This is a genomic window from Microcoleus sp. D2_18a_D3 (genome assembly GCF_036702455.1).
Classification (GTDB): domain Bacteria; phylum Cyanobacteriota; class Cyanobacteriia; order Cyanobacteriales; family Microcoleaceae; genus Microcoleus.
This window is the reverse complement of the sequence record NZ_JAUBTK010000038.1, coordinates 46,714-67,023: the sequence shown is the minus strand read 5'-3', so window position 1 is coordinate 67,023 and position 20,310 is coordinate 46,714. Positions and strand designations below refer to the sequence as shown.

Sequence of the window (20,310 nt, the reverse complement as noted above, 5' to 3'; positions counted from 1 at the left end):
TATTTTGGCGAACCTTAGCAATGATGTTAGAGTCTAGAATACATAGATAATGTTTTTTGTCAATGCGTAAGTCCTATTTTCTTGTTTTTTAGACAAGGAGGCATGAGGACTTTCGCAGGGCGGTTTCATTTTCTTGTAGGGGCAAACCCCCCGTGGTTGCCCCGATGCCTGAAATTCCCCTGAAATCATCTGTGGCTGGGGGCGGGCACGGGGGCACCGCCCCTACAAAATCCTGGTTTTCCGTAGGGGCAATCCCCCCGTGGTTGCCCCGAAACAGCCCTGATTACTTTCGTCCTCACTACCAACAATATATTTAAGCAAATCCATCTAACTTTTGATAGCTTCTAAAGTTTTGAGTGCTTCTGCAACGTGTGCTTTAAAGTCTAACATGGAGTCAAAAATATGCTTGACAATGCCTTCTTTGTCAATGACATAAGTTACTCTACCGGGCATAATCCACAGGGTAGCTGGAACTCCGTATAATTGCCGCACTTTGTTGCCAGTATCGCTCAGCAGTGTAAAGGGTAGCTGATATTTTGCCGAAAATTGCTGGTGCGATTGTTGCGAATCTTCGCTAATTCCTATAACTTCTGCACCTGCGTCTTTGAAGACTTCGTAACTATCTCGAAAAGCGCAAGCTTGGGTTGTGCATCCGGGTGTGTCGTCTTTGGGGTAAAAGTAGACTATGACGTTTTTTTTACCTTTAAAATCTTTGAGGCTGACTGATGTGCCAGTTTGAGATGGTAAGGTAAAATCGGGTGCGGTGTCTCCTACTTTGACGGTCATGTTTTTTTTAACTTAGTAGAGCTGTTTGCGTGAAAATTTAACTTTTGTTATTGTACTGTCTTTTGTGACGAATAGTTCGTAGGTGCGATCGCCCAATTCGACAGCCTCCGATTTTTGCTTTCTCGCACTGCTAAAAAAACCCCTTTTTACACAATCTGGATGCAGCCGACGATTCACAGTTACGCGGATTAATTCGAGAGGCTTTTTTGAACCGCACATGAACGCTGATTAACGCAGATTGTTATTGAAAAGTGGAGGGGCAGCGCTGAATCGTTACCACAAAGTTAGTTGTTATCGGCCTTTAGTTAAATTTTTTAATTCCCGCCAGATTGGAGGAATTTGGCCGGAGTGTGTGCGTGGCTGGGTGAGGATTCCTTGAGTGGGACTGAACAGCAATGATAACACAAAGAATCCCGATGCAACTAAAACTATTGCTGGCCCGGATGGCAAGTTATAAAAGTAGCTGAGATACATTCCGCTAATGCTGGAAATAACTCCGATTATTGCGCCTAAAATCATGACTTGGTGGAGGCGAGTGACTAGGAGATAGGCGGTACTTGCAGGTGTAATTAATAGGGACAAGACTAGCACTACGCCAACGGCTTTGAGGCTGGCAACTATTGTGAGGGCGATTAGTACCATCAATCCAAAGTTGAGCAGGTTTACTGGCAAACCTGTGGCTTGTGCTCCTAATGGATCGAATGTGTAGAATAGCAGTTCTTTGTAAAAGACTACTACAACTAATAAGACTACGGCGACTATGACGGCTGTGTCGATCGCATCTTCGACAGTAACGCCGAGGATGTTGCCGAAAAGAAAGTGGTTGAGGTCGATTTTGTTGTCTTTTTGGACGATCGTAATTAGGGTGATGCCGAGGGCGAAGAAGGCTGAAAATACGATGCCCATTGCCGCGTCTTCTTTGATTGTCGATCGAGCTTTGATCCAAGCTATGATTACTGTACTCAAAACTCCGGCAATGAACGCGCCGATAAAGATATTTGCTCCGAGGATAAATGCGATCGCCAATCCGGGCAAAACCGAGTGGCTGATGGCGTCTCCAAGCAAGGCCAGCCGCTGTACCATTAGGTAGCTGCCGACGATCGCGCAGACGATGCCGACGAGAATGGCAATTATGAGCGATCGCTGCATGAATCCGTACTGCAACGGCTCAATTAAGGTTTGTAGCATAAAATTATAACATCACAGTTAACTAATGACTAACAACCAAAGCAACCGGGTTTAATGGGAGATCGATCGTTGTCAAACCCAATATTACCCAAGAAACTGAGTTCAACACCGTAACTCGTAGATTAATGACTGTTAGCTAATTAAGCGGCTTGTCCGGCAAAAAACATTACTTGTCCGCCGTAGGCGCGGTAAAGGTTTTCTTGGGTTAGCACTTCTTGGCGGGAACCAGCGGCAATCAATTCTGTATTCAGCAAAATTAAATCGTCAAAATTGGTAATTGATTCGCCTAAGTCGTGGTTGACTACTAAGACGATTTTCCCGGCATTTGCTAGCTGGTGGAAGATGTCGAAAATGATATTTTGAGTTTTTTGGTCAACGCCGACAAACGGCTCGTCAAAGCAGAAAATAGCGGCTTCTTGGGCTAATGCTCTCGCTAGAAATACTCGCTGTTGCTGTCCGCCGGAAAGTTGTCCGATCGGTCTGTCTTTGTAAGCAGTCATGCCTACTCTTTCTAAGGCATCGGCAGCGGTGCGGCGGCTAGCTGCCGAAAAGCGGCGAAACCATCCGGCTTTTCTGACTCTTCCCATCATCACGACATCCCAAACGGTGGCGGGGTAGTTCCAGTCAATTTGCGATCGCTGGGGCACGTAGGCTACTGTTTCGAGTCGATCGGCGATCGCTTCTTCGCCCCAAGTAACAGTGCCGCGAGCTGCCGGAATTAAGCCCAACATTGCTTTGATCAGGGTGCTTTTGCCGGCACCGTTGGGCCCAATAATACCCGTCAGCCTTCCCGGTTTGACGGAAAGACTGATATCTTTAAGTGCCTCTACCGTGCGGTAGTTTACTGCTAAGTGCTTAACAGTGATAATTTCAGTGTCGGTAGCGCTGTCTTTGAGGTGGCAAACCATTTTAGACCAAGGATTCTCGTTGGGGAAGGCGGCGGTATTCATTGCGGTGACTCTATCTCCTTTTTATTAAGTTTACTGTAAAAATGAAAAGAATATGAAATCATCGGTAAATAGGAATAATCGGGAACGCACCAGAGGTAGATAATGCGACAGTCCAAGCTGGAAACCCCTCAAACCATAGGTTTTGTGGCGAAAATCTCAAGTAGGTTAAAGCTTATATCTTCCACCATTCTCAACGATCGCGATCGGGGCGGGCTATTCGCCCATCACACCAGAATATTGAATCATGGTGAAACAGGCATCTTGCCTGTGGTGGAGAAGAGTGCAAAAGGTGAGTTAAAACCAACGACAATTGTGAAGCAATCCTATCAAGGGGAGTTTAGCGGCGAGTCGGGGATTGAAACCGCCCGCCCTGGATTGGACAAGTCCAAGGTATTTTGGATTAGAAGTATTGCCTGCGGTATTTTGACTGTGGGTTTATTTAGTTGCGCTCAAACTCAGGGCGATCGCCTCTCTCCAGAGGCAGATGCTAAACCCAAGGTAGTTGCTACCAGCACAATTATTGAGGATTTGACCGATCGAGTAGCGGGTGGCGAAGTTCAGCTAACAGGAATTTTGCAGCCGGGAACCGATCCTCACGTTTACGAACCGGTGCCAAAAGATTCTCAAGCTTTAGAAAAAGCTAACTTAATTTTGTATAACGGTTACAATTTGGAACCGGGATTAATTAGGATGATGAATGCCGCCGGAATTAAGGCGCGGAAATTAGCAGTGGGGGAAGTTGTCAAGCCTTTGCTACTGAATAAAGAAGGCAATACAGTACCCGATCCGCACGTTTGGGGAAATGTGGAAAATGTAGTTCAAATGGTGGAAGCGATTCGGGATGCGCTAATCGAACTGTCGCCGGAAGATAGGGAGAAGTTTACGCAGAATGCTGTGAAACTTACTGAAGAGTTAAAACGTTTGGATAGTTGGATCGAACAAGAGATTAAAACCATTCCAGAAAATCAGCGCAAATTAGTCACAACTCATGATGCTTTTCAATATTACAGCCGCATTTACGGATTGGGAATTGCTGACAGTTTGATCGGGATTAGTACGGAGGAACAGCCGAGCGCTCAAACGGTGCAAAAGTTAGTAGAATCGGTGAAAGCTGCGGGAGTTCCTGCTATTTTTGCCGAGACTACAATTAACCCGCAACTGATTAGAACAGTGGCGGAGGAAGCGGGGGTGAAATTGGCGGCGCAGCAACTTTATTCGGATTCGATTGGGGCGCCCGGAAGCGAGGGGGATTCTTATGTGAAAATGATGTCGGCTAATACTCGCACCATCGTCGAAGCTTTGGGGGGAAAATCCACGCCTTTTGAAGTTAGCAAGTAGCAAGTATGGTGCCCCGGAAGAGTTTTATTTTCTCTGCGGGGTGACAGCTAGCTGACGCAGCCTACAAGTTTCAGTAGGCTTGCATTGCATAAGTCTTTGATTGATGCAGAAACCGCAGATGTAAGGCAGATAAACACAGATTAACGCAGATTATTGAAGGAATTGAAAGCTTGGGAATGCAAGAGGTCTAGTTTATCTGTTTTGACAAAATTAAATTGAGCACGTTCAATTCGTTGGAACTTAAAAGATATTTATCTGTAAAAATTTTTTCTCTGCTTTGTTCTAAACTGTAGCTTCTAAACACGATAAATGGGAAGTCTCGATACTTGTGTCCGATCGGCATTACACTGTCTATGGGATAGATCGATCGCACATAAGCCGACAAAATATCCCGAAACCGCCTATCTTCCGGTTCTTCCAGTTGGCTGTCAGCAAAATACTCCTGCATCTCCTCCCCGCTGACAAAAGCAAACAGCGGTATGGCATAATAGCGATCGAACTGCTGACTCTGCTCTTCAAAATACTGAGTTTTCTCCACATCGCCGTTGAGAAATTGCAAAAGCTCGATCGCACCTCCTCTAATTGCCGATATTACATTCTCCGGGGACGAATCGCTATCCCTAATTAGACGCATTTTGTGCAGCAACTTCTTTTCTAGACATTCCTTAATTTCTCGATGAAGCCGTATCTGGTATGTTTCTACCAAAGTGCGATCGGCTAGAGGTACGATCAACAAACTACCGCAAACATGACCGAGTTCTAAATTATCATAGCTCAACAAACCATCCAGCGGATTACACTTCTCCAAAAACTTACGATTAAAATCATCCCGCATTTCCAGGTAAGAATCGCCCTTTTGACGAGACTTATCAGAATTTGTCAAAACAAACTCCCCGCGACCCAAAAGCTGTTCCAGACTCGTATAAACCTCCTTAAACAACATATTTCCTCGCTGGCTTTCGCTCTTTAACGTCTTAATTAGAGCAGCCATTTTGCTGCTAAAAGTATCCCCTACTGCGGAAACCGACTTTCCGCCAATCGGAATCATCAAAAACTTATCCCTACCTAAATAACCGTATCCCGAAATTCGCGTCATCACCGCAGTCTTGAGAATTAGCAGTAAATTCAACAAACTCAATTTGCTTTCTTGCAGGGAAAGTTCCGCATCATCAGCGTAATAAACTGCGGTATCAGATAGGTAAAAAACCAATTCTTTGTCTTCACCATCAAGGGTTTTACCGTTGTCATATTCTCCGCGTCCCCGATAAATCACCTGTATCACTTCCATCAGATTTTTCTCAATCTGGAAGTGAGCAATATCAACTAAAATATGCTTAGTTTTCGGGAAAGAAAGTCCACGACTTCCCGATGCAGTCATAAAGATTACTTTAGCTGTATTTTTGTATTTGTGTATTTTTTCTTTCTCCTCTTCTGAGATATTCGCGTGAATTTCCAGATAACCGGTGAAAGGCTCAAACTTTTCGCGACTATCTTTAATTTTTTCAATTAATTCTGCCAATCTTTGCTTGTTCTGAATGTATACTATAATTTGTTCCACACCGGGGATGGCTAATCGCTGATTGATATCCTCAATTATTTCAAATTGTACCCGCTTTACTAAATTACTATTCTGTTTTAAAGGCGCATTTTCACTGTATTTAACAGTTTCGACAAATACCTTATAAGTTATCTCTAAACTGCGCGCGGGGTAGGAATTCGCATTAATCACCTTTGCAGCTAGATTGTTAAAGTTAAAAGGAATGACTTGTAAAGGTTGAATTTCTTCCGAATCTTTCGCTAACTTTTTAAAATAGATTTTGTCCGGTTCCGGTGACGTGTTATCAAGGTGTTGTTTAATCACATCGCAGTCCACAATCGAAGCATCTGCGACAATAATTTTAGTATTAAAGCCGTGTTCTCGCTTGTGCAACTCATGTTTTTTGACAATCTTGGCAATTCCGGCTAAAAACTCAACGCCACCATCATCTCCCGTAATTTCATCTATCATAATGAAAATATGTTTGATGCGACTGGATATTTCTTGCATCTTAGCGGGAATGACCCGTTTGTCCCGTTTATTGTAAGTATCTTGAAAAATTTTCTCTAAATGCTCTAGGGTATTTTGTCGGTTTTCTTTCATCTTCACCGATTGAATAGAAACGGTAGCTACGATATTATTAGATACCTGGCAATTTATCAGCGCGTATATACCTTCGCAAATGCTCTTAAGCACTCCATTTCCTTTGGGATTAATGGGTTTAATTAATGTTTCTCCCTTTTTTTCAAGTTCTGATTGATGATATTCCGTCCTCCGAATTTCTGAATCATCCTTGAGGAAGCGAACAGTTTTTTTTGTCAAATCTTCGCGATATTTATTTGATGCGTACTTGACGGTACAGTGTCCTGAATTGCTTTTGATGATATCGGCGTTAGTGTTGATACAAAATAATCGATCGTTGCACAGCAAACCCGTATTTTTATCTTGGAATTTTTCGATAATATCCAAGTTTACTTGCTTGCGGGGACTGACGTAGAGGAATAAGAAACCGTCGTCGATATGGCTTTTGAGGAAATTGGCGATGGCAGTTGTTTTCCCAATTCCCGGATTACCCGTCAAAAAGATATAAGTTTCATCAGATTGCAGTGCTTTCACAATCAATTCAGCGTGAGCATTTCGCAAGTCTAATCCGCGAGAAATTTGCAAGTCATCTGCCAGTTTATCTGATATAATATCTATTGAATTAACAAAATCGTCTATCCGTTCTGTATGAGGTACAGGTTCAGTGACATTTTTTCCAATTCCTAACAGAGAATCAACAAACTTTCTGCCGTCTTTGAAACTGCGAGCCGCGTTGAGTTGAATAACCTTTAAAACTTCGGTGCGAGCATCGCTAATCTCTTTACCTTTCGCTTCATTCTGGTAAATTTGGGCACAAGTTGCTAATAAGTTAATTTTGTCCTGGCGTAGGGAAATAGCGCTAATATTGCGATCGCCATAACCAACCACATTAAACAAAACCTCAGAATCACTTGAAATTATACCTGTTTGTTGCAAAAATCCATAGAAGCTGTGAGCGTAGCTACCCGCCTGAATCAGCTTAGCACTTTCCTTATCCTTATACTTAAAAGCTGTAAAAAAGCGTTTTAAATCCTCCGAGAAATCCACACCTAAAGTGCTGGTATCCATCCGCAGATTAGAAAAAACACTTTTCGATCGCAAATAGCTAATTTCTCTGATCAAATATTTTCGGATCACCTCTATTTCATTGATATCCTCCGGCTTTGGAGCTAGCGTCGGAGAAAACACAGACAAATCAACGCAGAGAATTCTAAAATCATTTCCATACTGTAACAGCATCAGCGTATCAGCCTGCAAAAACTCACCCTTTTTCGAGTAGCGGCGGATGTACGAGTTAATCTCATCATCTGATAAACTAAGTTTGGCAGGTGTCAACTGAGACAATAACTCTTTAAACCCTTCTTTATCACTCTTGTTATAGGTTCTGATACTGTTAGCATCACTAAAACTGCACTGACAATACACAATTTCCAACCGCTGCAAATTCCAGCCAGTAGATTTGACGTACTCCCGAAAAAAATTCAACCCACCCAAAAAACCTTTTTGGACAAAGAACAAACTCCATTTTTCAACGATTTCAGCATCTAAACTAGCCAGCAGATTGGCTTCCCTGACGATTTCCGCCGTCATCTTTGGCAATTTGAGCCTCTGCAAATCCAGACGGTAGGAATCACCAAAATTGTGACTTAAATTTTCCCGCTGAATATATGCGAGAATCCCGATATTGAAGCCTACCTCAAACAGCCGCCCAAAATCTTCACTTATCATAATTGTGTACTTCCCTTAGTGACATTTAATACTTCTCTTACCTTATTCAAAAAAGCCAGCGAGTTAAACTCAGCATTCCCGCCTCCATGACTAAATACAGATAAAGTACCAACTGAATCATCGCCGATAATATGAGCGTAGGGATCGAGTTTCAAACTAATATGTTGACGGGCTTCATACCTAGAAAAGTGGAAGATGGTTAAATAGTGCAGTAAAGTATCTTTAATTTCACCATCGTACATCAAGCCTTGGCGAATATCTTGGTCATCCAGAATGCCTTCATATATATTCAACAGTGTCGAGTAAGAAATAACACCGTTGTAAAAGTTTTTTTGTCCCTGCTGATCTACTTTGATGCCATTAAACAGATTAAAAAACATCACAGCCTGTTGACTAGGATCTTTTGATAAACCTTCCAGTTCCATTGTATCCTGAATGTAGAAAGATTCTCCCTTGTGTTCTTTAGGACTGCGGACGTAATATTTATCAAAAAATACCGGATAAATCTTGATATCTTGCCGATCTCCTTTCAAAGTTTGGATGAGCTTTTTTGACATAAAAAACAATTGATCGTCTTCATCAGTCTGGGTAATGTGTAGTGTGCTTGTATAAGGTGCTTGTGCAATATACAGGAAATTGCGATATCCATATTTATATAGCTGGCTGACAGTATCTTCTAGAATAGATGGCTGACTGTAAAGGTGTTGAACGCTGTAGTTTTCTGACAAAGTTTTTAGCATTCCGACTTGAATTGTATCCTCTGATAGGCGTTTAATTCCCGCAACTTCGCCTAACAAACAAGTTTTTCTCTGAAAGCGATCGCTATTACCTTTTCTTGCATCGCTTTCGCAACTTGATACGACAATAATTGCTAAATTGTCCAACTCTGGAGATAGTGGAACATTCCGAAATTTAAACTTTTTAGGCAATATTGAATACAGGGAACTCAAACCGTTGCGGATACTGTAACCATTTGGTTTTCCCTTGATGCGAAACCCTTGAGAAGTCGATCGGTATTTTTCACTAAAAAGATGAGACAATGTTTTGGAAATGTTAGCCATAAACTTTTCCGACGGAGAAGGGTTATTGTGGTCGCCTTCGTGAAGTCTCACCATCGGAATAAACAAATTCTTTTTCGCTTTATTCAACAATATTTCTAGGCTAATATAAGACAGTAGCGAAACAGCAAATTTGTAAACAAAAGCTGCATCCGATTTCAAACCGTCCTTGCTGTCTAAACGTTTATTGTTATAACGAAACAACAGCAACTTATACTGTTCGCAAAAACTGCTGCTATATACACTCATCATAGTTTGTGGAACCCACATTACAGGCAAAGCATCGATGCCGTTAATGTTATATTCTATGCTGAAATTTTGGAATTCATCAGTAGGGAAATAGCGGACATCTTCGATTGTCATAGTGACTGGTAGCTGACAGATAGCTGTTTCGTTGATGCTAGATTGTTCGACGGCGATATACTGAAGTGATTCTTTGGGATTTCGTTGCAGGACATCATTAAAAAATCGACCAGTAGTTAAAGTATTATCGATGTCTTCTAAAATACCTCTTTTGACGCTGATATGTCGCGGTTCTGTGCGACTTGGCAAAATTGTCTGCCTATCTATAAAGTTTTTTAATAATTGCTTGAGATGGTTTATTTTAACTTCAATATTATATTCATACAGCCCTCTTTTGAGACCTCTAAATATCGCCTTTTTCTTTTCTTCATCCGAACCTCGCAGTACAGAAATGACTGATTCAAACCTTTGTTTCGGATCGTAAGTTAGTTCAGAATCAGGGTTATAATCCGGTGCTAAAGGATTGCTGTGAGAAGCAAATACAAAATAGTACAGTAATGCTATTTTCAATACTTTGCGAATGAATGTTTCGCTAGTGTAACTATCCGCTAATTCTGCTTTGTGTTCATCGCTTTCAGGATTGAGCAAATTCAGGTTATAATCAAATACAGGTTCACCGCCGCGGGATTGAACTTCGTTACCAAATTTTAGTTTTAAACCGAAAATATATTTACGTTCGCTCAGAGGGGTGTCTGTGGTTTCTCCTAAATAACCTGCTACAATCGGAATGATGGGAAGCGCATCTAAAACTTCTGCTCTCGAAAACATATCTTGATAATTAACTGAGACACCGGCATAATTGACATTATAATATCCATCTTCTCTAGTGCCATCGCCAATGTATGCTTCGAGCAACCTAATCCGCCGGATCAAGTCTTCTAAGTAGATGATACCAACACTATCTGTGCTGTTAGTGCGGATGTGTTCTAGCAGGTACTCCAAGTAGGTAATTTTAGCTTCTTTTTTGAGCTTCCCTAGAGTTTCTTTGTCTACAAGTTTGAGCAATTTGTGGAAATCAGAATTTTTATCTTTAACCATCTCATCAAGACGATGATGCAGTTCTTGTTTATCACTTTCAGTGTCAGCATTTTCATTAATGTAATTCTCTAAACCCTCCTTCAGTTGTTGCTGAAAGATGTCTGAATCTCGCACAGCAATCGTCAATTTATGCAGCTTCAAAATTGCCAATGTCCCAACAGTATTGGGGCGGTGCAATGTTAGCTTCTTTTTTGCTAAGGTAGGAGAGGATTTGGCAAAATCGTATTTAAAACCTAAGTCGGTACCATTTCCCTGAAAACACTGTGATTCTAGTGGCTCAATTAAGCTACCTACGAAATTTTCAATAGCATCATTCCCTCCCACAACAGATGCTAAATGTTGTCGCAAATGTTCTCTAATTTGTCTAATTTGACTGCCAAATCGAGTTTCAACTTCCGCCGGAAAATTGACTGTAGCAGAATGTGCTTGACGTTCACAAGAACCCAAAGGCGGCAACACCTGCGAAGTGGCTATTTGAGCTGCTACCGCATCAATATCTATTAACAAACGACGGGAATCGCCCGAAACGCTAAACGGATTGTTTCCCTGCAAAACTTCTAAAATCTTGGCCAGCAAATCGCCATAGTCAACTGGAACTAAATCGCTGTTACCCAATGTTAAGCTGTTCACCCTGTTAACCCCTTCAAAAAGCTTGAATCCACTCTTTCACGTCGTACTCAGTCCAAACCCCATTTACCCAATAAGGATCGCCTTCCACCAATTGTCGCACCTGCGCCTCATCTTCAGCTTCGTAAATTGCAAAAACTTTTGTTAAATCTTTCGTTGGCCCGATCGTACTTAACACACCCGATTCTTTTTGTTTGGCAAGTCCGGCCAAATGAGCGTCTCGAAAGGGAGCGCGTTTTTCTAGAACGTCTTCGCAGTAACTTCCCCACATTACATATTTGGTCACGGTTTTGAGCCTTGGATGAATTTGTTTAAAAGTTATTGTACAATAAGAGTAGCAGGATTTAACAAAAGTTTTTAAGATAAAATTAGTGAACCGCAGAGGGCGCAGAGGTCGCTGAGGAAGAGAGGGGAAGAAGAGAGAGGTTTGTTAGAGAGAAGGAGGTTACTATGACTTTATTAGATATTCGGCTGCTGACTGTTCATGAATATGACCGGATGACGGAAATTGGTATTTTTGACGAAGATGAACGGGTGGAATTACTAGCAGGACAGATAGTAAATAGGGCAGCAAAGGGAACAGCTCACGGTGCGGCGATTGCGCGCACGAAGATATTACTGAATAACCGTTTAGGAGAGCGGGTTGTGGTGCGGCTGCAAGACCCGGTTCGGATGAATAATTACTCGCAACCTGAACCGGATATTTCTGTAGTTATACCAGATCCACTTTACTATGAAGACCACCATCCAATTCCTTCAGAAATTTATCTGATTATTGAAGTTGCGGATACTACGCTGAGAACGGATTGCGGGATTAAAGCGAAAATTTATGCTGAGTCGGGAATTACTGATTATTGGGTTTTGGATGTGAATAATCGGCAACTCCACGTTTTTCGAGAACCGAGTCAGAATGGTTATCAAAGTCGGGTGATTCTTGCGGATGGTGATAGTATTTCTCTTTTGCGGTTTCCTGATTGTTCTTTTTTTGTGCGGGAGATGTTGCGGCCGTTAACTTATTAACTTGTTCAACAAATTTAGGACTCGCTTGGCCGCAGAAACCAGGTTTCTCTGTTAATAGTTGGTTGATGGCGGTACATCTTGGAAGAAACCCGGTTTCTTAGTCTTTGCGTGTAAGAAGTCGAGAGAGGGCCGGCACTTTTAGCACCGCCCCTACAATTAGCTTCTTAGGCTGACGCCGAATTTTTCAACTAGGACATCGCGGACTTTTTGTTGGGCTGGTTCGACATCGGTTTCGCTCAAAGTTCGATCGCCCGCGCGGTAAACTAACCGAAAAGCCAAACTCCGCTGTCCCGCCGGCACGTTGTCGCCCCGATATTCGTCGAACAGTTCCACCGAATCCAGCAAACTACCCGCCGCCTTTTTCATCGCACTCTGCATATCTACAACCGGAACTTCAACCGGTGCGAAAAATGCAATGTCTCTGTCAGAAGCGGGGAAACTCGAATAACCAGCGAATTTGCGAGTTAAGTGGTTCGATCGCCCTAATTCACCCAACAGCACCGCTAAATCTAATTGAAACACGTAAACCTGCTCAGGCAAATCCTTTTCTTGCTGCAATTGCGGGTGCAACTGTCCGAAAACTCCTAAATGTTTCCCGTTTAACGATAACGCAGCGGTGCGGCCCGGATGCAAGCGTGTATTTGAGGAATCGCTTTGATATTCCACCGACAAACCCAACTCCTGAAACGCGCTTTCCAAGATACCTTTTGCCTCAAACCAACTCAAAGGTCGATCGCGCCCTCCCTGCTGCCATTTCCACACAGTCGGATCGCCGCCGATAATCCCCGCCACTGCATCGGCTTCCTTCATTGCATCCCCATCTTTCCAGAAAATGCGGCCGACTTCAAAACCGTTTAGCGCCCCATTTCCCTGTTCCAAATTGTACTGGAAAGCATCAATCAAACCCGACAGCATTTCTGTCCGCAAAGCCGAATACTCCACAAACAGCGGATTCGCCAGTACAACCTGATTGTCTCCCTCAGTTTTCACCAAAGAATAGTGCATCAACTCCGTCAACCCGGCCGCCCGAAAAGCCGATCGCACATTCCGAATTGCTGCGTATTCCGGCGACAGATAACCGGGTTCCGTTTTGCTGGGCAAAGTATCGCAGAAATTGTCATAACCGTGGAGTCTGGCAACTTCTTCAATTAAATCGATTTCCCTTTCTAAATCCCGGTAACGGTAAGGAGGCACAGTCACATTCCAAACCCGCTCTTTTTCCGTTGGAACAACTTCGCATCCCAAAGCTGTCAGAATATTTTTTACCTCTTCCGGTTCCAGATATTTAGAACCGCCCGTTTCTCCTCTTTTCAACTGCCCTAAAACCAGATTTACTCGGTCTAAACGCAATTCGAGCGATCGCGAAAAACTCAAATCCTCGCCCGAACTCGCCGTTTTCTGCACCGTCGCAGTGCCTCCAGCCAACTCCAAAATTAGGGATACAGCGCGGTTGCAGGCAGTGGTCAAAGCCGCCTGATTCACCCCCCGCTCGTAGCGGATAGATGCCTCGCTCCGCAAGCCTTGAGCGCGCGCAGAACGGCGAATCGTTGCCTGGTCAAAAATCGCGGCTTCCAAGACTAAATTTTGCGTTCCTGCGTGAACTTCCGTGTCTTCGCCACCCATTACCCCAGCCAAAGCTACAGGTTTGTCGCTAGCAGTAATTAACAGATTTTGAGCTTGCAAATTGCGGTTTTGTCCGTCCAAAGTTTTGAAGGACTCCCCTGTTTTGGCAAAGCGGACGCCGATGCTGATATCTTGAGTACCCGTGAAAGATTGCAGGCGATCGCGATCGAAAGCGTGCAGTGGCTGACCCCATTCCAATAAAATGTAATTAGTCACGTCAACCACATTATTGATCGGCCGCACTCCCGCCGCCTGCAACCGCTGCTGCAACCAAGCTGGAGAAGCAGCAATTTTCACACCTTCAATTGCCGTGCCGATGTAAATCGGGCATCCTTGCGGTTCCGATATTTCTACTGCCAAACCAGGACTTTCTTTGCCCTCAATCGCAACACCATTCGCTTCGGGAATTCTCAAACTTGCCCCAGTCAGCGCCGCCACTTCCCGCGCTACACCCACCATGCTCAAAGCGTCAGCACGGTTGGCAGTTGCTGTCAAGTCTAAAATCACATCGTCTAAACCCAAAAGTGGGCGAATATCGCTGCCCAATTCGGGATTTTCTAAGTCAAAAATGTGAATGCCGGCTGACTCTTTCGCCAGTCCCAATTCCGCCAGAGAGCAAATCATTCCTTCGGAAGGAACGCCCCGCAATTTAGCAGGTTTAATCTTTAAATCAATAGTCGGCAGAAAAGTTCCGACAACAGCGACAGGCACGTAAATGTCTGCCCTAGCGTTCGGTGCGCCGCAAACAATATTCAAAGCTTCTGAGGAGCCCACATCCACTTGACAAACTCTCAATTTGTCTGCATTCGGATGCTGTTCGCAGGCGATGATTTTGCCCAAAACTACACCGCTTGCCCAAGGGCGGCGGTCTTCGATTTCTTCAACTTCAAAGCCTGCCATTGTTAGGGTTTCGGCTAATTCTTCCGGGGAGATCGCCACATCCACCAATTCCTGCAGCCAGTTTAGAGAAATACGCATAATTTAGTCAGTAGTTAGTTGTCAGTGCTCTGTAGTTATTAGTCATTAGTCGGCGCCAATCGGCTACGATTTTTGAGTCCCAGAATTTATTGGGGAAAGCTTTTCATAGCATACTAATTTAAATTTGTCAATACTGTTAGGGTACACATCAGTAAAAACTAGGGACCTGCCCAAAGGTGGATGGCTACTAGGGATAAGTAGCATTCTCATTCCGATAATGAGGTATGCTAGAAACATCTAACAACGCAAAAAGCACCTAAGTTTAGAAAGACTTTACACAAAAAAGCACAACTTTAGCAAGTCTTTAAACTATCTTCAAGGATAATCAACGGAAAAAACTCACAGCAGCGAGATAATCAAAATAGGGAAAAGATATCGACCTAAAAGACTTAGGTGCAATTCCAATTCGCAATCGGACGCACGGCCAGCCGACAACTGATAGATTAGTATGTCTACCAGAAGCAGGAACAGGCAATTTGTGCAGTCGAGCGACGCTGACAAGATCAGAACCACATAGGCAAACTCAATCAATATGAGCTACTGCGTAAATCCGGGCTGTCCCCATCCTCAAAACCCTGCTGACTCTATTCTTCAGTGTCAGACTTGCGGTGCGCGGTTATTGCTGCGCGCTCGCTACCGAGTCATTGAACCGTTAGGACAAGGAGGTTTTGGAGCTACATTTCTGGCAAAAGACATCTCATTGCCCGGTCAACCGAGTTGCGTGGTCAAGCAACTGCGACCCAGTAGTTCGTCGCCGCGAGTTTTAGAAATGGCGCGGGAATTATTCAAGCGAGAGGCAAAAACCCTCGGCCAACTGGGCGACCACCCGCAAGTACCGAGGCTGCTAGACTATTTTGAAACGGAACAGCAATTTTACTTAGTTCAAGAGTATGTTAAAGGCTCGACTTTGAAACAAGAAGTCAAGCACTCAGGCCGTTTCAACGAATCGGATGTTAAAAATTTTCTATTAGAAATTCTGCCAGTAGTACAATATATCCACAGCCAAGGAGTAATTCACCGAGACATCAAACCGGCAAATATTATTCGCCGAGTTCAAGACGGGCACTTAGTTCTGATTGATTTCGGAGCGGTAAAAGACCAAGTTAGCCAAACAATATTATTAGACCCCGCCGACCAAAGCGCCAACACGAAATTTTCAGTCGGCACATTTAGTTTTGCTCCCCCGGAACAAATGGCGCTGCGGCCGATATTTGCCAGCGACATCTACGCGGTGGGGATGACTTGCTTGTACTTGCTGACAGGAAAATCACCCAAAGATTTAGATTTTGATGGAGTAACCGGCGAAATTGTTTGGCAGCCCCACGTTCAGGTGAGCCCAAATTTTGCGCGGATTCTAGAAAAAATGCTCAAGCCGATGGTTGGCCACCGCTTCCAATCAGCAGCAGATGTCCTCAGAGCTCTCTCTGGCGAATTTGAAGACCCAAGTCTTGTCGATGGCTTGGCAACTCAATTCAACGGCTCTTCTCGTGCAGTTGAAGAACCGACAATATTTAATGACGAGGGTTCTTCGTGGTCACGGCCTGAGAGCAAAATTAATCACGATTTACGATCGAACTACACCCGCACTGGTAGAACTTCCTTCGGCCAATCTGGGAACACAGGGATGCAACCCAGAGTTTCCCGGACTCTGGCTGAGTCCGGCAGAACTTTCGGAACGGTTGGACATTCTAGCGGCAATTTAGCAGCGTCAAAGGTATCGAAAGTTGCTCCTAAATGGGACACCAACAGCTTGCGAGCGGCATATTTTAAAGGCAAGCGCGATTTTGCTGACTGCGAACTGTCTGGCCTACAACTGCAAAAATTGCAGTTAGCGGGAAGTAATTTTTATCAGGCTAGGTTGGTGAAGGCAAATTTGCAAGGAGCGGATTTGTCGGGGGCTAATTTGGGTCACGCGCGGTTACTTCAGGCGAATTTGCGAGATGCGAATTTGACTGAGGCTTATTGCAGCACTGCTAATTTTGAGGGCGCGGATTTCCGAGGTGCTGACTTGACGGGGGCTTATTTGACTAAGGCGAATTTGCGGGGAGCAAATTTGTGCGGGGCGAATCTTACCAACGCTACAGTTTCTGAGGAACAACTGGCAATGGCAAAGACCAATTGGCTTACTGTTAAGCCGGATGGTAAGCGGAGTTTTGGATTTTAATAGAAGGAAGAAGGAAGAAGGAAGAAGGAAGAAGAAAAAATGCTCCCACTCTCCCACTCTCCCACTCTCCCTCTCTCCCCCTCTCCCACTCTCCCACTCCCCCAGTCAGGTGAGTCGTCAGGAGGAAGTTCGATCGCCCCAAAGCCGCCTAAATTAAAAACTAGGAATGGAGGATTCGATCGCACTCAACATGAAACTGCTCAACCGCCGCACTCGAACGCTTTTGTACACCGGCATCCTGGCGCTGGCCTACTTTGTTACCGGAAAACTCGCAGCGTCGATGCTGGGACTGGTGAAAGCAGAAGCCTCCCCCGTGTGGCCGCCCGCCGGTATTGCTCTAGCGGCACTGCTACTGCAAGGGCGACGGATGTGGCCGGGAATTGTCCTCGGTTCAGTGCTGTTAAACTCTACCGGCGGTGTACCGTCGGCTGTGATTGCCACATCTGCCTTTAGCGTCACCCTGCAAGCGCTGGCTGGAGAGGCTTTACTGACTTGGAGCGGATTTTCTACTAAACTCGATCGATTGCGAGATGTTCTGGCTTTAGTAGCGGGCGCTGTCATCGGGTCTACTTTCCTCGGCTCTATCCTCGGCAACTTGGGAACGTGCATTTTTGGTTGGGCTCAGTGGAGCAATTTCTCTGGCAACTGCTGGACTACGTGGCTCGGAGACGGCATGGGAATTTTGCTCGTGACGCCTGTGCTGCTGACTTTGAACCACGCCGTTAACAGTTTTAAATTTCCACTAAAACTGAGAGCTTTCACTATTCTCAATTACTTGTTTAGGAACAGGCAAGATGCCTGTTCCACAAGAGATGAATTTTCTTGTGAAACAGGCATCTTGCCTGTTCTTGATAATGGTGTAAGAGGTGAGAGACAATCTCGGATTATTTCAAGTTTAAAACCATTTTTTAAATGGCAAAATTCTCAATCACAAGTTACAAATTATCCCAGGAGATTTCCTGCACCTGAAAACCGCTATAATCTTCTATTTTTAATCATTAATTATTCAGAAATAGCGCTCTGGCTGACTCTCTTGCTGAGCGTGAGCTGGCTGTTTTTTTGCTCAAAAACACAAGCCGCGATCGCTCAGTATCCGCTGGAGTATCTGCCTTTTCCTCTGATCGTTTGGGCTGCCCTGCGGTTTCAACCGGCGGGAGCGATTTTTGCTTATTCGATCGTCTCTTACATCGCGATTTGGGGAGCAGTACAGGGAGGCGGCCCGTTTTTGGCCAAAAGCGATAATCTCAAACAGGCGGTTTTATTTTTACAAGCTTTTACCGGTACGATCGCCCTTGTGGCTCTGATGTTGGCCGCCGCCGTAGCAGAACGCCAGCAAGCGCTGGTGGAGGTGCGCCGCACGGCAGCCATGCTGCGCGATCGCGAAGCTAGTTTAGCCAACGCTCAGCGCATCGCTCACTTGGGAAATTGGGATTTAAATTGCGCCGCCCTCACAGCAACTGACAACTGCGAAGAATCCGCAGAACATCATATATCTAATATCGAATTGCGGTGGTCAAACGAACTTTACCGCCTCTTGGGTTTTGCTCCTGGAACTGTCAAACCGACACCAGAAGTTTTTTTGCAAGCTGTACATCCAGAAGACCGAGAATTGGTGGCGCGATCGCAGCGCCAAGCTATGTTGGAGCGCAAAGCCTATTGCATTAACTACCGAATTGTGCTGGCAGATGGCTCCGAACGCACTGTCTGCGAACAGTCGGCAATTGAGTCAGGGGCGATCGCCGCCACAGTCCAAGACGTTACCGAACGCCACCGCGCGGAAACCGCTTTGCGGGCGTCCTCCGATCGCGATCGCTTGCTCTCAGAAATCGCCCTGCGAATTCGCAACTCCCTCGACCTCGAAGAAATTCTCAACACTACTGTTGCCGAAGTCCGGCAATTTTTCAAGGCAGACCGCGCTTTCATCGGTATTGTGGAGGCGGACGGGGTAAATCTTCCTAGCCCGGTGTACGGTAAGGTTGTGGCCGAGTCTGTGGATGCCCAATGCCGTTCTCTTTTGGGGTGGGTACTCGCTGACGAGAATCATCTCGAAAGCCAGAAAACTTTTTATGCTAACAACCGCGTCCGATCTATCTCCGATTCTGCTAGCGTTCAACTCAGCGTTCCAATTGCCCAATTGTACAGCGACTATCAAATTCGCGCGACGTTAAATGTGCCGATCTTCCTGGGGGATGAATTGTTCGGGATCTTGGCCGTCAACCAGTGTTCGGGGCCCCGCCAGTGGCAGGAATTTGAAATTGATTTGTTGGAAAAACTCGCTACCCAAGTGGCGATCGCTCTACAGCAAGCCCAACTTTTGCAGCAGGTAAAAGCTCTCAATGCCAACTTGGAATCTCAAGTCGAGGAACGCACCCACCAACTACAGCAAAAAATGCACGAGTTGCAAGAAAGCAACCGCCTGAAAGACCTATTTTTGCACGCAGTTTCTCACAATCTCCGCACTCCAGTTATGGGAATGTTAATACTGCTGAAAAATTTGCTCAACAAATCGGCCTCTGATTCTCTACAAGATGTTCCGGTTTCTCGATCGATTTTGGAGCGGATCGTTCAGGGCAGCGAACACCAGTTGACTATGGTTAATTCCCTGCTCGACGCTCACGCTAGCGAGGTCAAAGGTATTGTTCTCAATACTGTACCGCTGCACTTACAGTCTTTAACTTCAGCAATTGTTGGCGATTTAGAACCGATGCTGGCCAAAAACCAAGCAACTTTGACTCAGGAAATACCGACGGATTTGCCGAGAGTCTATGGCGACAGCAAACACTTGCAGCGGGTGTTGGAAAATCTGTTGACTAATGCTATCAAACACAATCATCCGGGAGTCAATATCGCTTTTAAAGCCGAAGTAATAGAAGTTGAAAAAACGCTAAATTTTGAAGGAAACTCACAGGTTTTAACATCTCAAAATACTCAGCTCGCCCGCTGTATCGCTAACCGGATATCTTCTGGGGGCGATCGTCCTAGGATAGGCGAGACCACCCAGAAAAATCAGGAAACCCTGGCCAAATTTAACCTCGACTGCAGTGGCAAAATGCCTCGCTATCAGGGGCAAATTGCCAATATCGGCAGCAAATTGCCCGGAGTTACCGTAAAAATGGTTCGCTGTACTGTAACAGATAATGGAGTGGGAATCAGCGCCAAACAGCGGGAATCTCTGTTTGAACTTTACGTTCAAGACCCTAATAGCCGACAATTAACAGGGCTGGGTTTGGGATTGTACCTCTCCAAGCAAATTATCAAAGCTCACGGCGGGTCGATCGGCGTCGAAAGCACTCCCGGAGGTGGTTCGACTTTCTGGTTTTCGCTACCTGCTGTCAACTCGGACGATCGATCTTTGTCAATCTAAAATCTAAAATCTAAAATCTAAAATCT

Annotated in this window: 13 protein-coding genes; 5 read left to right on the top strand and 8 right to left on the bottom strand. The window is 44.8% G+C overall.

All coding sequences use genetic code 11. The features are described 5' to 3' along the window. Window positions 1-327: 327 nt before the first annotated feature. The 4 genes from QUB06_RS18310 to QUB06_RS18295 form a co-directional block, all read right to left on the bottom strand. Window positions 328-786, bottom strand: coding sequence for a peroxiredoxin (locus QUB06_RS18310; protein ID WP_333436483.1), 459 nt, complete (start codon window positions 784-786; stop codon window positions 328-330). Window positions 787-798: 12 nt separating this feature from the next. Next, a complete protein-coding gene (locus QUB06_RS18305; RefSeq protein WP_333436482.1) occupies window positions 799-1,005 on the bottom strand; it encodes a hypothetical protein in 207 nt (68 codons plus the stop codon). A 72-nt stretch (window positions 1,006-1,077) separates the two neighbouring features. After that, entirely contained in the window at window positions 1,078-1,974 is an 897-nt protein-coding gene (locus QUB06_RS18300) for a metal ABC transporter permease (RefSeq protein ID WP_333436481.1), read from the bottom strand. A 140-nt stretch (window positions 1,975-2,114) separates the two neighbouring features. Continuing rightward, entirely contained in the window at window positions 2,115-2,924 is an 810-nt protein-coding gene (locus QUB06_RS18295; protein ID WP_333436480.1) for a metal ABC transporter ATP-binding protein, read from the bottom strand. A gap of 102 nt (window positions 2,925-3,026) precedes the next feature. Here QUB06_RS18295 and QUB06_RS18290 point away from each other — a divergent pair, with 102 nt between their 5' ends. Then, a complete protein-coding gene (locus tag QUB06_RS18290; protein ID WP_445251395.1) occupies window positions 3,027-4,262 on the top strand; it encodes a metal ABC transporter substrate-binding protein in 1,236 nt (411 codons plus the stop codon). A gap of 187 nt (window positions 4,263-4,449) precedes the next feature. Here the strand turns inward: QUB06_RS18290 and QUB06_RS18285 are convergent, their stop codons facing one another. The 3 genes from QUB06_RS18285 to QUB06_RS18275 are packed head-to-tail and all read right to left on the bottom strand — an operon-like array spanning window position 4,450 to window position 11,421. Beyond that, window positions 4,450-8,109 carry a helicase-related protein gene (locus tag QUB06_RS18285; RefSeq protein WP_333436479.1) on the bottom strand — a complete coding sequence of 1,220 codons (3,660 nt, stop codon included), beginning with the start codon at window positions 8,107-8,109 and terminating at the stop codon, window positions 4,450-4,452. Then, window positions 8,106-11,138 carry a hypothetical protein gene (locus tag QUB06_RS18280; RefSeq protein WP_333436478.1) on the bottom strand — a complete coding sequence of 1,011 codons (3,033 nt, stop codon included), beginning with the start codon at window positions 11,136-11,138 and terminating at the stop codon, window positions 8,106-8,108. The genes QUB06_RS18285 and QUB06_RS18280 overlap by 4 nt, the downstream gene beginning before the upstream one ends. A gap of 13 nt (window positions 11,139-11,151) precedes the next feature. Next, entirely contained in the window at window positions 11,152-11,421 is a 270-nt protein-coding gene (locus QUB06_RS18275) for a YciI family protein (RefSeq protein WP_333436477.1), read from the bottom strand. 164 nt (window positions 11,422-11,585) lie between these two features. Here QUB06_RS18275 and QUB06_RS18270 point away from each other — a divergent pair, with 164 nt between their 5' ends. Beyond that, entirely contained in the window at window positions 11,586-12,155 is a 570-nt protein-coding gene (locus QUB06_RS18270; protein WP_333436476.1) for a Uma2 family endonuclease, read from the top strand. A 156-nt stretch (window positions 12,156-12,311) separates the two neighbouring features. Here QUB06_RS18270 and pheT read toward each other — a convergent pair whose 3' ends face one another. Further along, window positions 12,312-14,756, bottom strand: coding sequence for a phenylalanine--tRNA ligase subunit beta (pheT, locus tag QUB06_RS18265; protein WP_333436475.1), 2,445 nt, complete (start codon window positions 14,754-14,756; stop codon window positions 12,312-12,314). A gap of 532 nt (window positions 14,757-15,288) precedes the next feature. On the opposite strand from pheT, the gene QUB06_RS18260 reads away from it, so the two are divergent. Genes QUB06_RS18260 through QUB06_RS18250 form a run of 3 tightly spaced genes read left to right on the top strand, consistent with a single transcriptional unit; the run spans window position 15,289 to window position 20,284 of the window. Next, window positions 15,289-16,920 (top strand): serine/threonine-protein kinase, encoded by a 1,632-nt coding sequence (locus tag QUB06_RS18260; RefSeq protein WP_333436474.1) that lies wholly within the window; start codon window positions 15,289-15,291, stop codon window positions 16,918-16,920. Continuing rightward, window positions 16,895-17,077 carry a hypothetical protein gene (locus QUB06_RS18255; RefSeq protein WP_333436473.1) on the top strand — a complete coding sequence of 61 codons (183 nt, stop codon included), beginning with the start codon at window positions 16,895-16,897 and terminating at the stop codon, window positions 17,075-17,077. Before QUB06_RS18260 ends, QUB06_RS18255 begins: the two co-directional genes overlap by 26 nt. A gap of 33 nt (window positions 17,078-17,110) precedes the next feature. Continuing rightward, entirely contained in the window at window positions 17,111-20,284 is a 3,174-nt protein-coding gene (locus tag QUB06_RS18250; protein ID WP_445251396.1) for a sensor histidine kinase, read from the top strand. Window positions 20,285-20,310: the final 26 nt, after the last annotated feature.

Excerpts from the sequence above, each read along its gene's own strand:
- QUB06_RS18310 (WP_333436483.1), bottom strand. The coding sequence starts at position 786 with ATGACCGTCAAAGTAGGAGACACCGCACCCGATTTTACCTTACCATCT.
- QUB06_RS18305 (WP_333436482.1), bottom strand. The coding sequence starts at position 1,005 with ATGTGCGGTTCAAAAAAGCCTCTCGAATTAATCCGCGTAACTGTGAAT.
- QUB06_RS18300 (WP_333436481.1), bottom strand. The coding sequence starts at position 1,974 with ATGCTACAAACCTTAATTGAGCCGTTGCAGTACGGATTCATGCAGCGA.
- QUB06_RS18295 (WP_333436480.1), bottom strand. The coding sequence starts at position 2,924 with ATGAATACCGCCGCCTTCCCCAACGAGAATCCTTGGTCTAAAATGGTT.
- QUB06_RS18290 (WP_445251395.1), top strand. The coding sequence starts at position 3,027 with ATGCGACAGTCCAAGCTGGAAACCCCTCAAACCATAGGTTTTGTGGCG.
- QUB06_RS18285 (WP_333436479.1), bottom strand. The coding sequence starts at position 8,109 with ATGATAAGTGAAGATTTTGGGCGGCTGTTTGAGGTAGGCTTCAATATC.
- QUB06_RS18270 (WP_333436476.1), top strand. The coding sequence starts at position 11,586 with ATGACTTTATTAGATATTCGGCTGCTGACTGTTCATGAATATGACCGG.
- pheT (WP_333436475.1), bottom strand. The coding sequence starts at position 14,756 with ATGCGTATTTCTCTAAACTGGCTGCAGGAATTGGTGGATGTGGCGATC.
- QUB06_RS18260 (WP_333436474.1), top strand. The coding sequence starts at position 15,289 with ATGAGCTACTGCGTAAATCCGGGCTGTCCCCATCCTCAAAACCCTGCT.
- QUB06_RS18255 (WP_333436473.1), top strand. The coding sequence starts at position 16,895 with ATGGTAAGCGGAGTTTTGGATTTTAATAGAAGGAAGAAGGAAGAAGGA.
- QUB06_RS18250 (WP_445251396.1), top strand. The coding sequence starts at position 17,111 with ATGAAACTGCTCAACCGCCGCACTCGAACGCTTTTGTACACCGGCATC.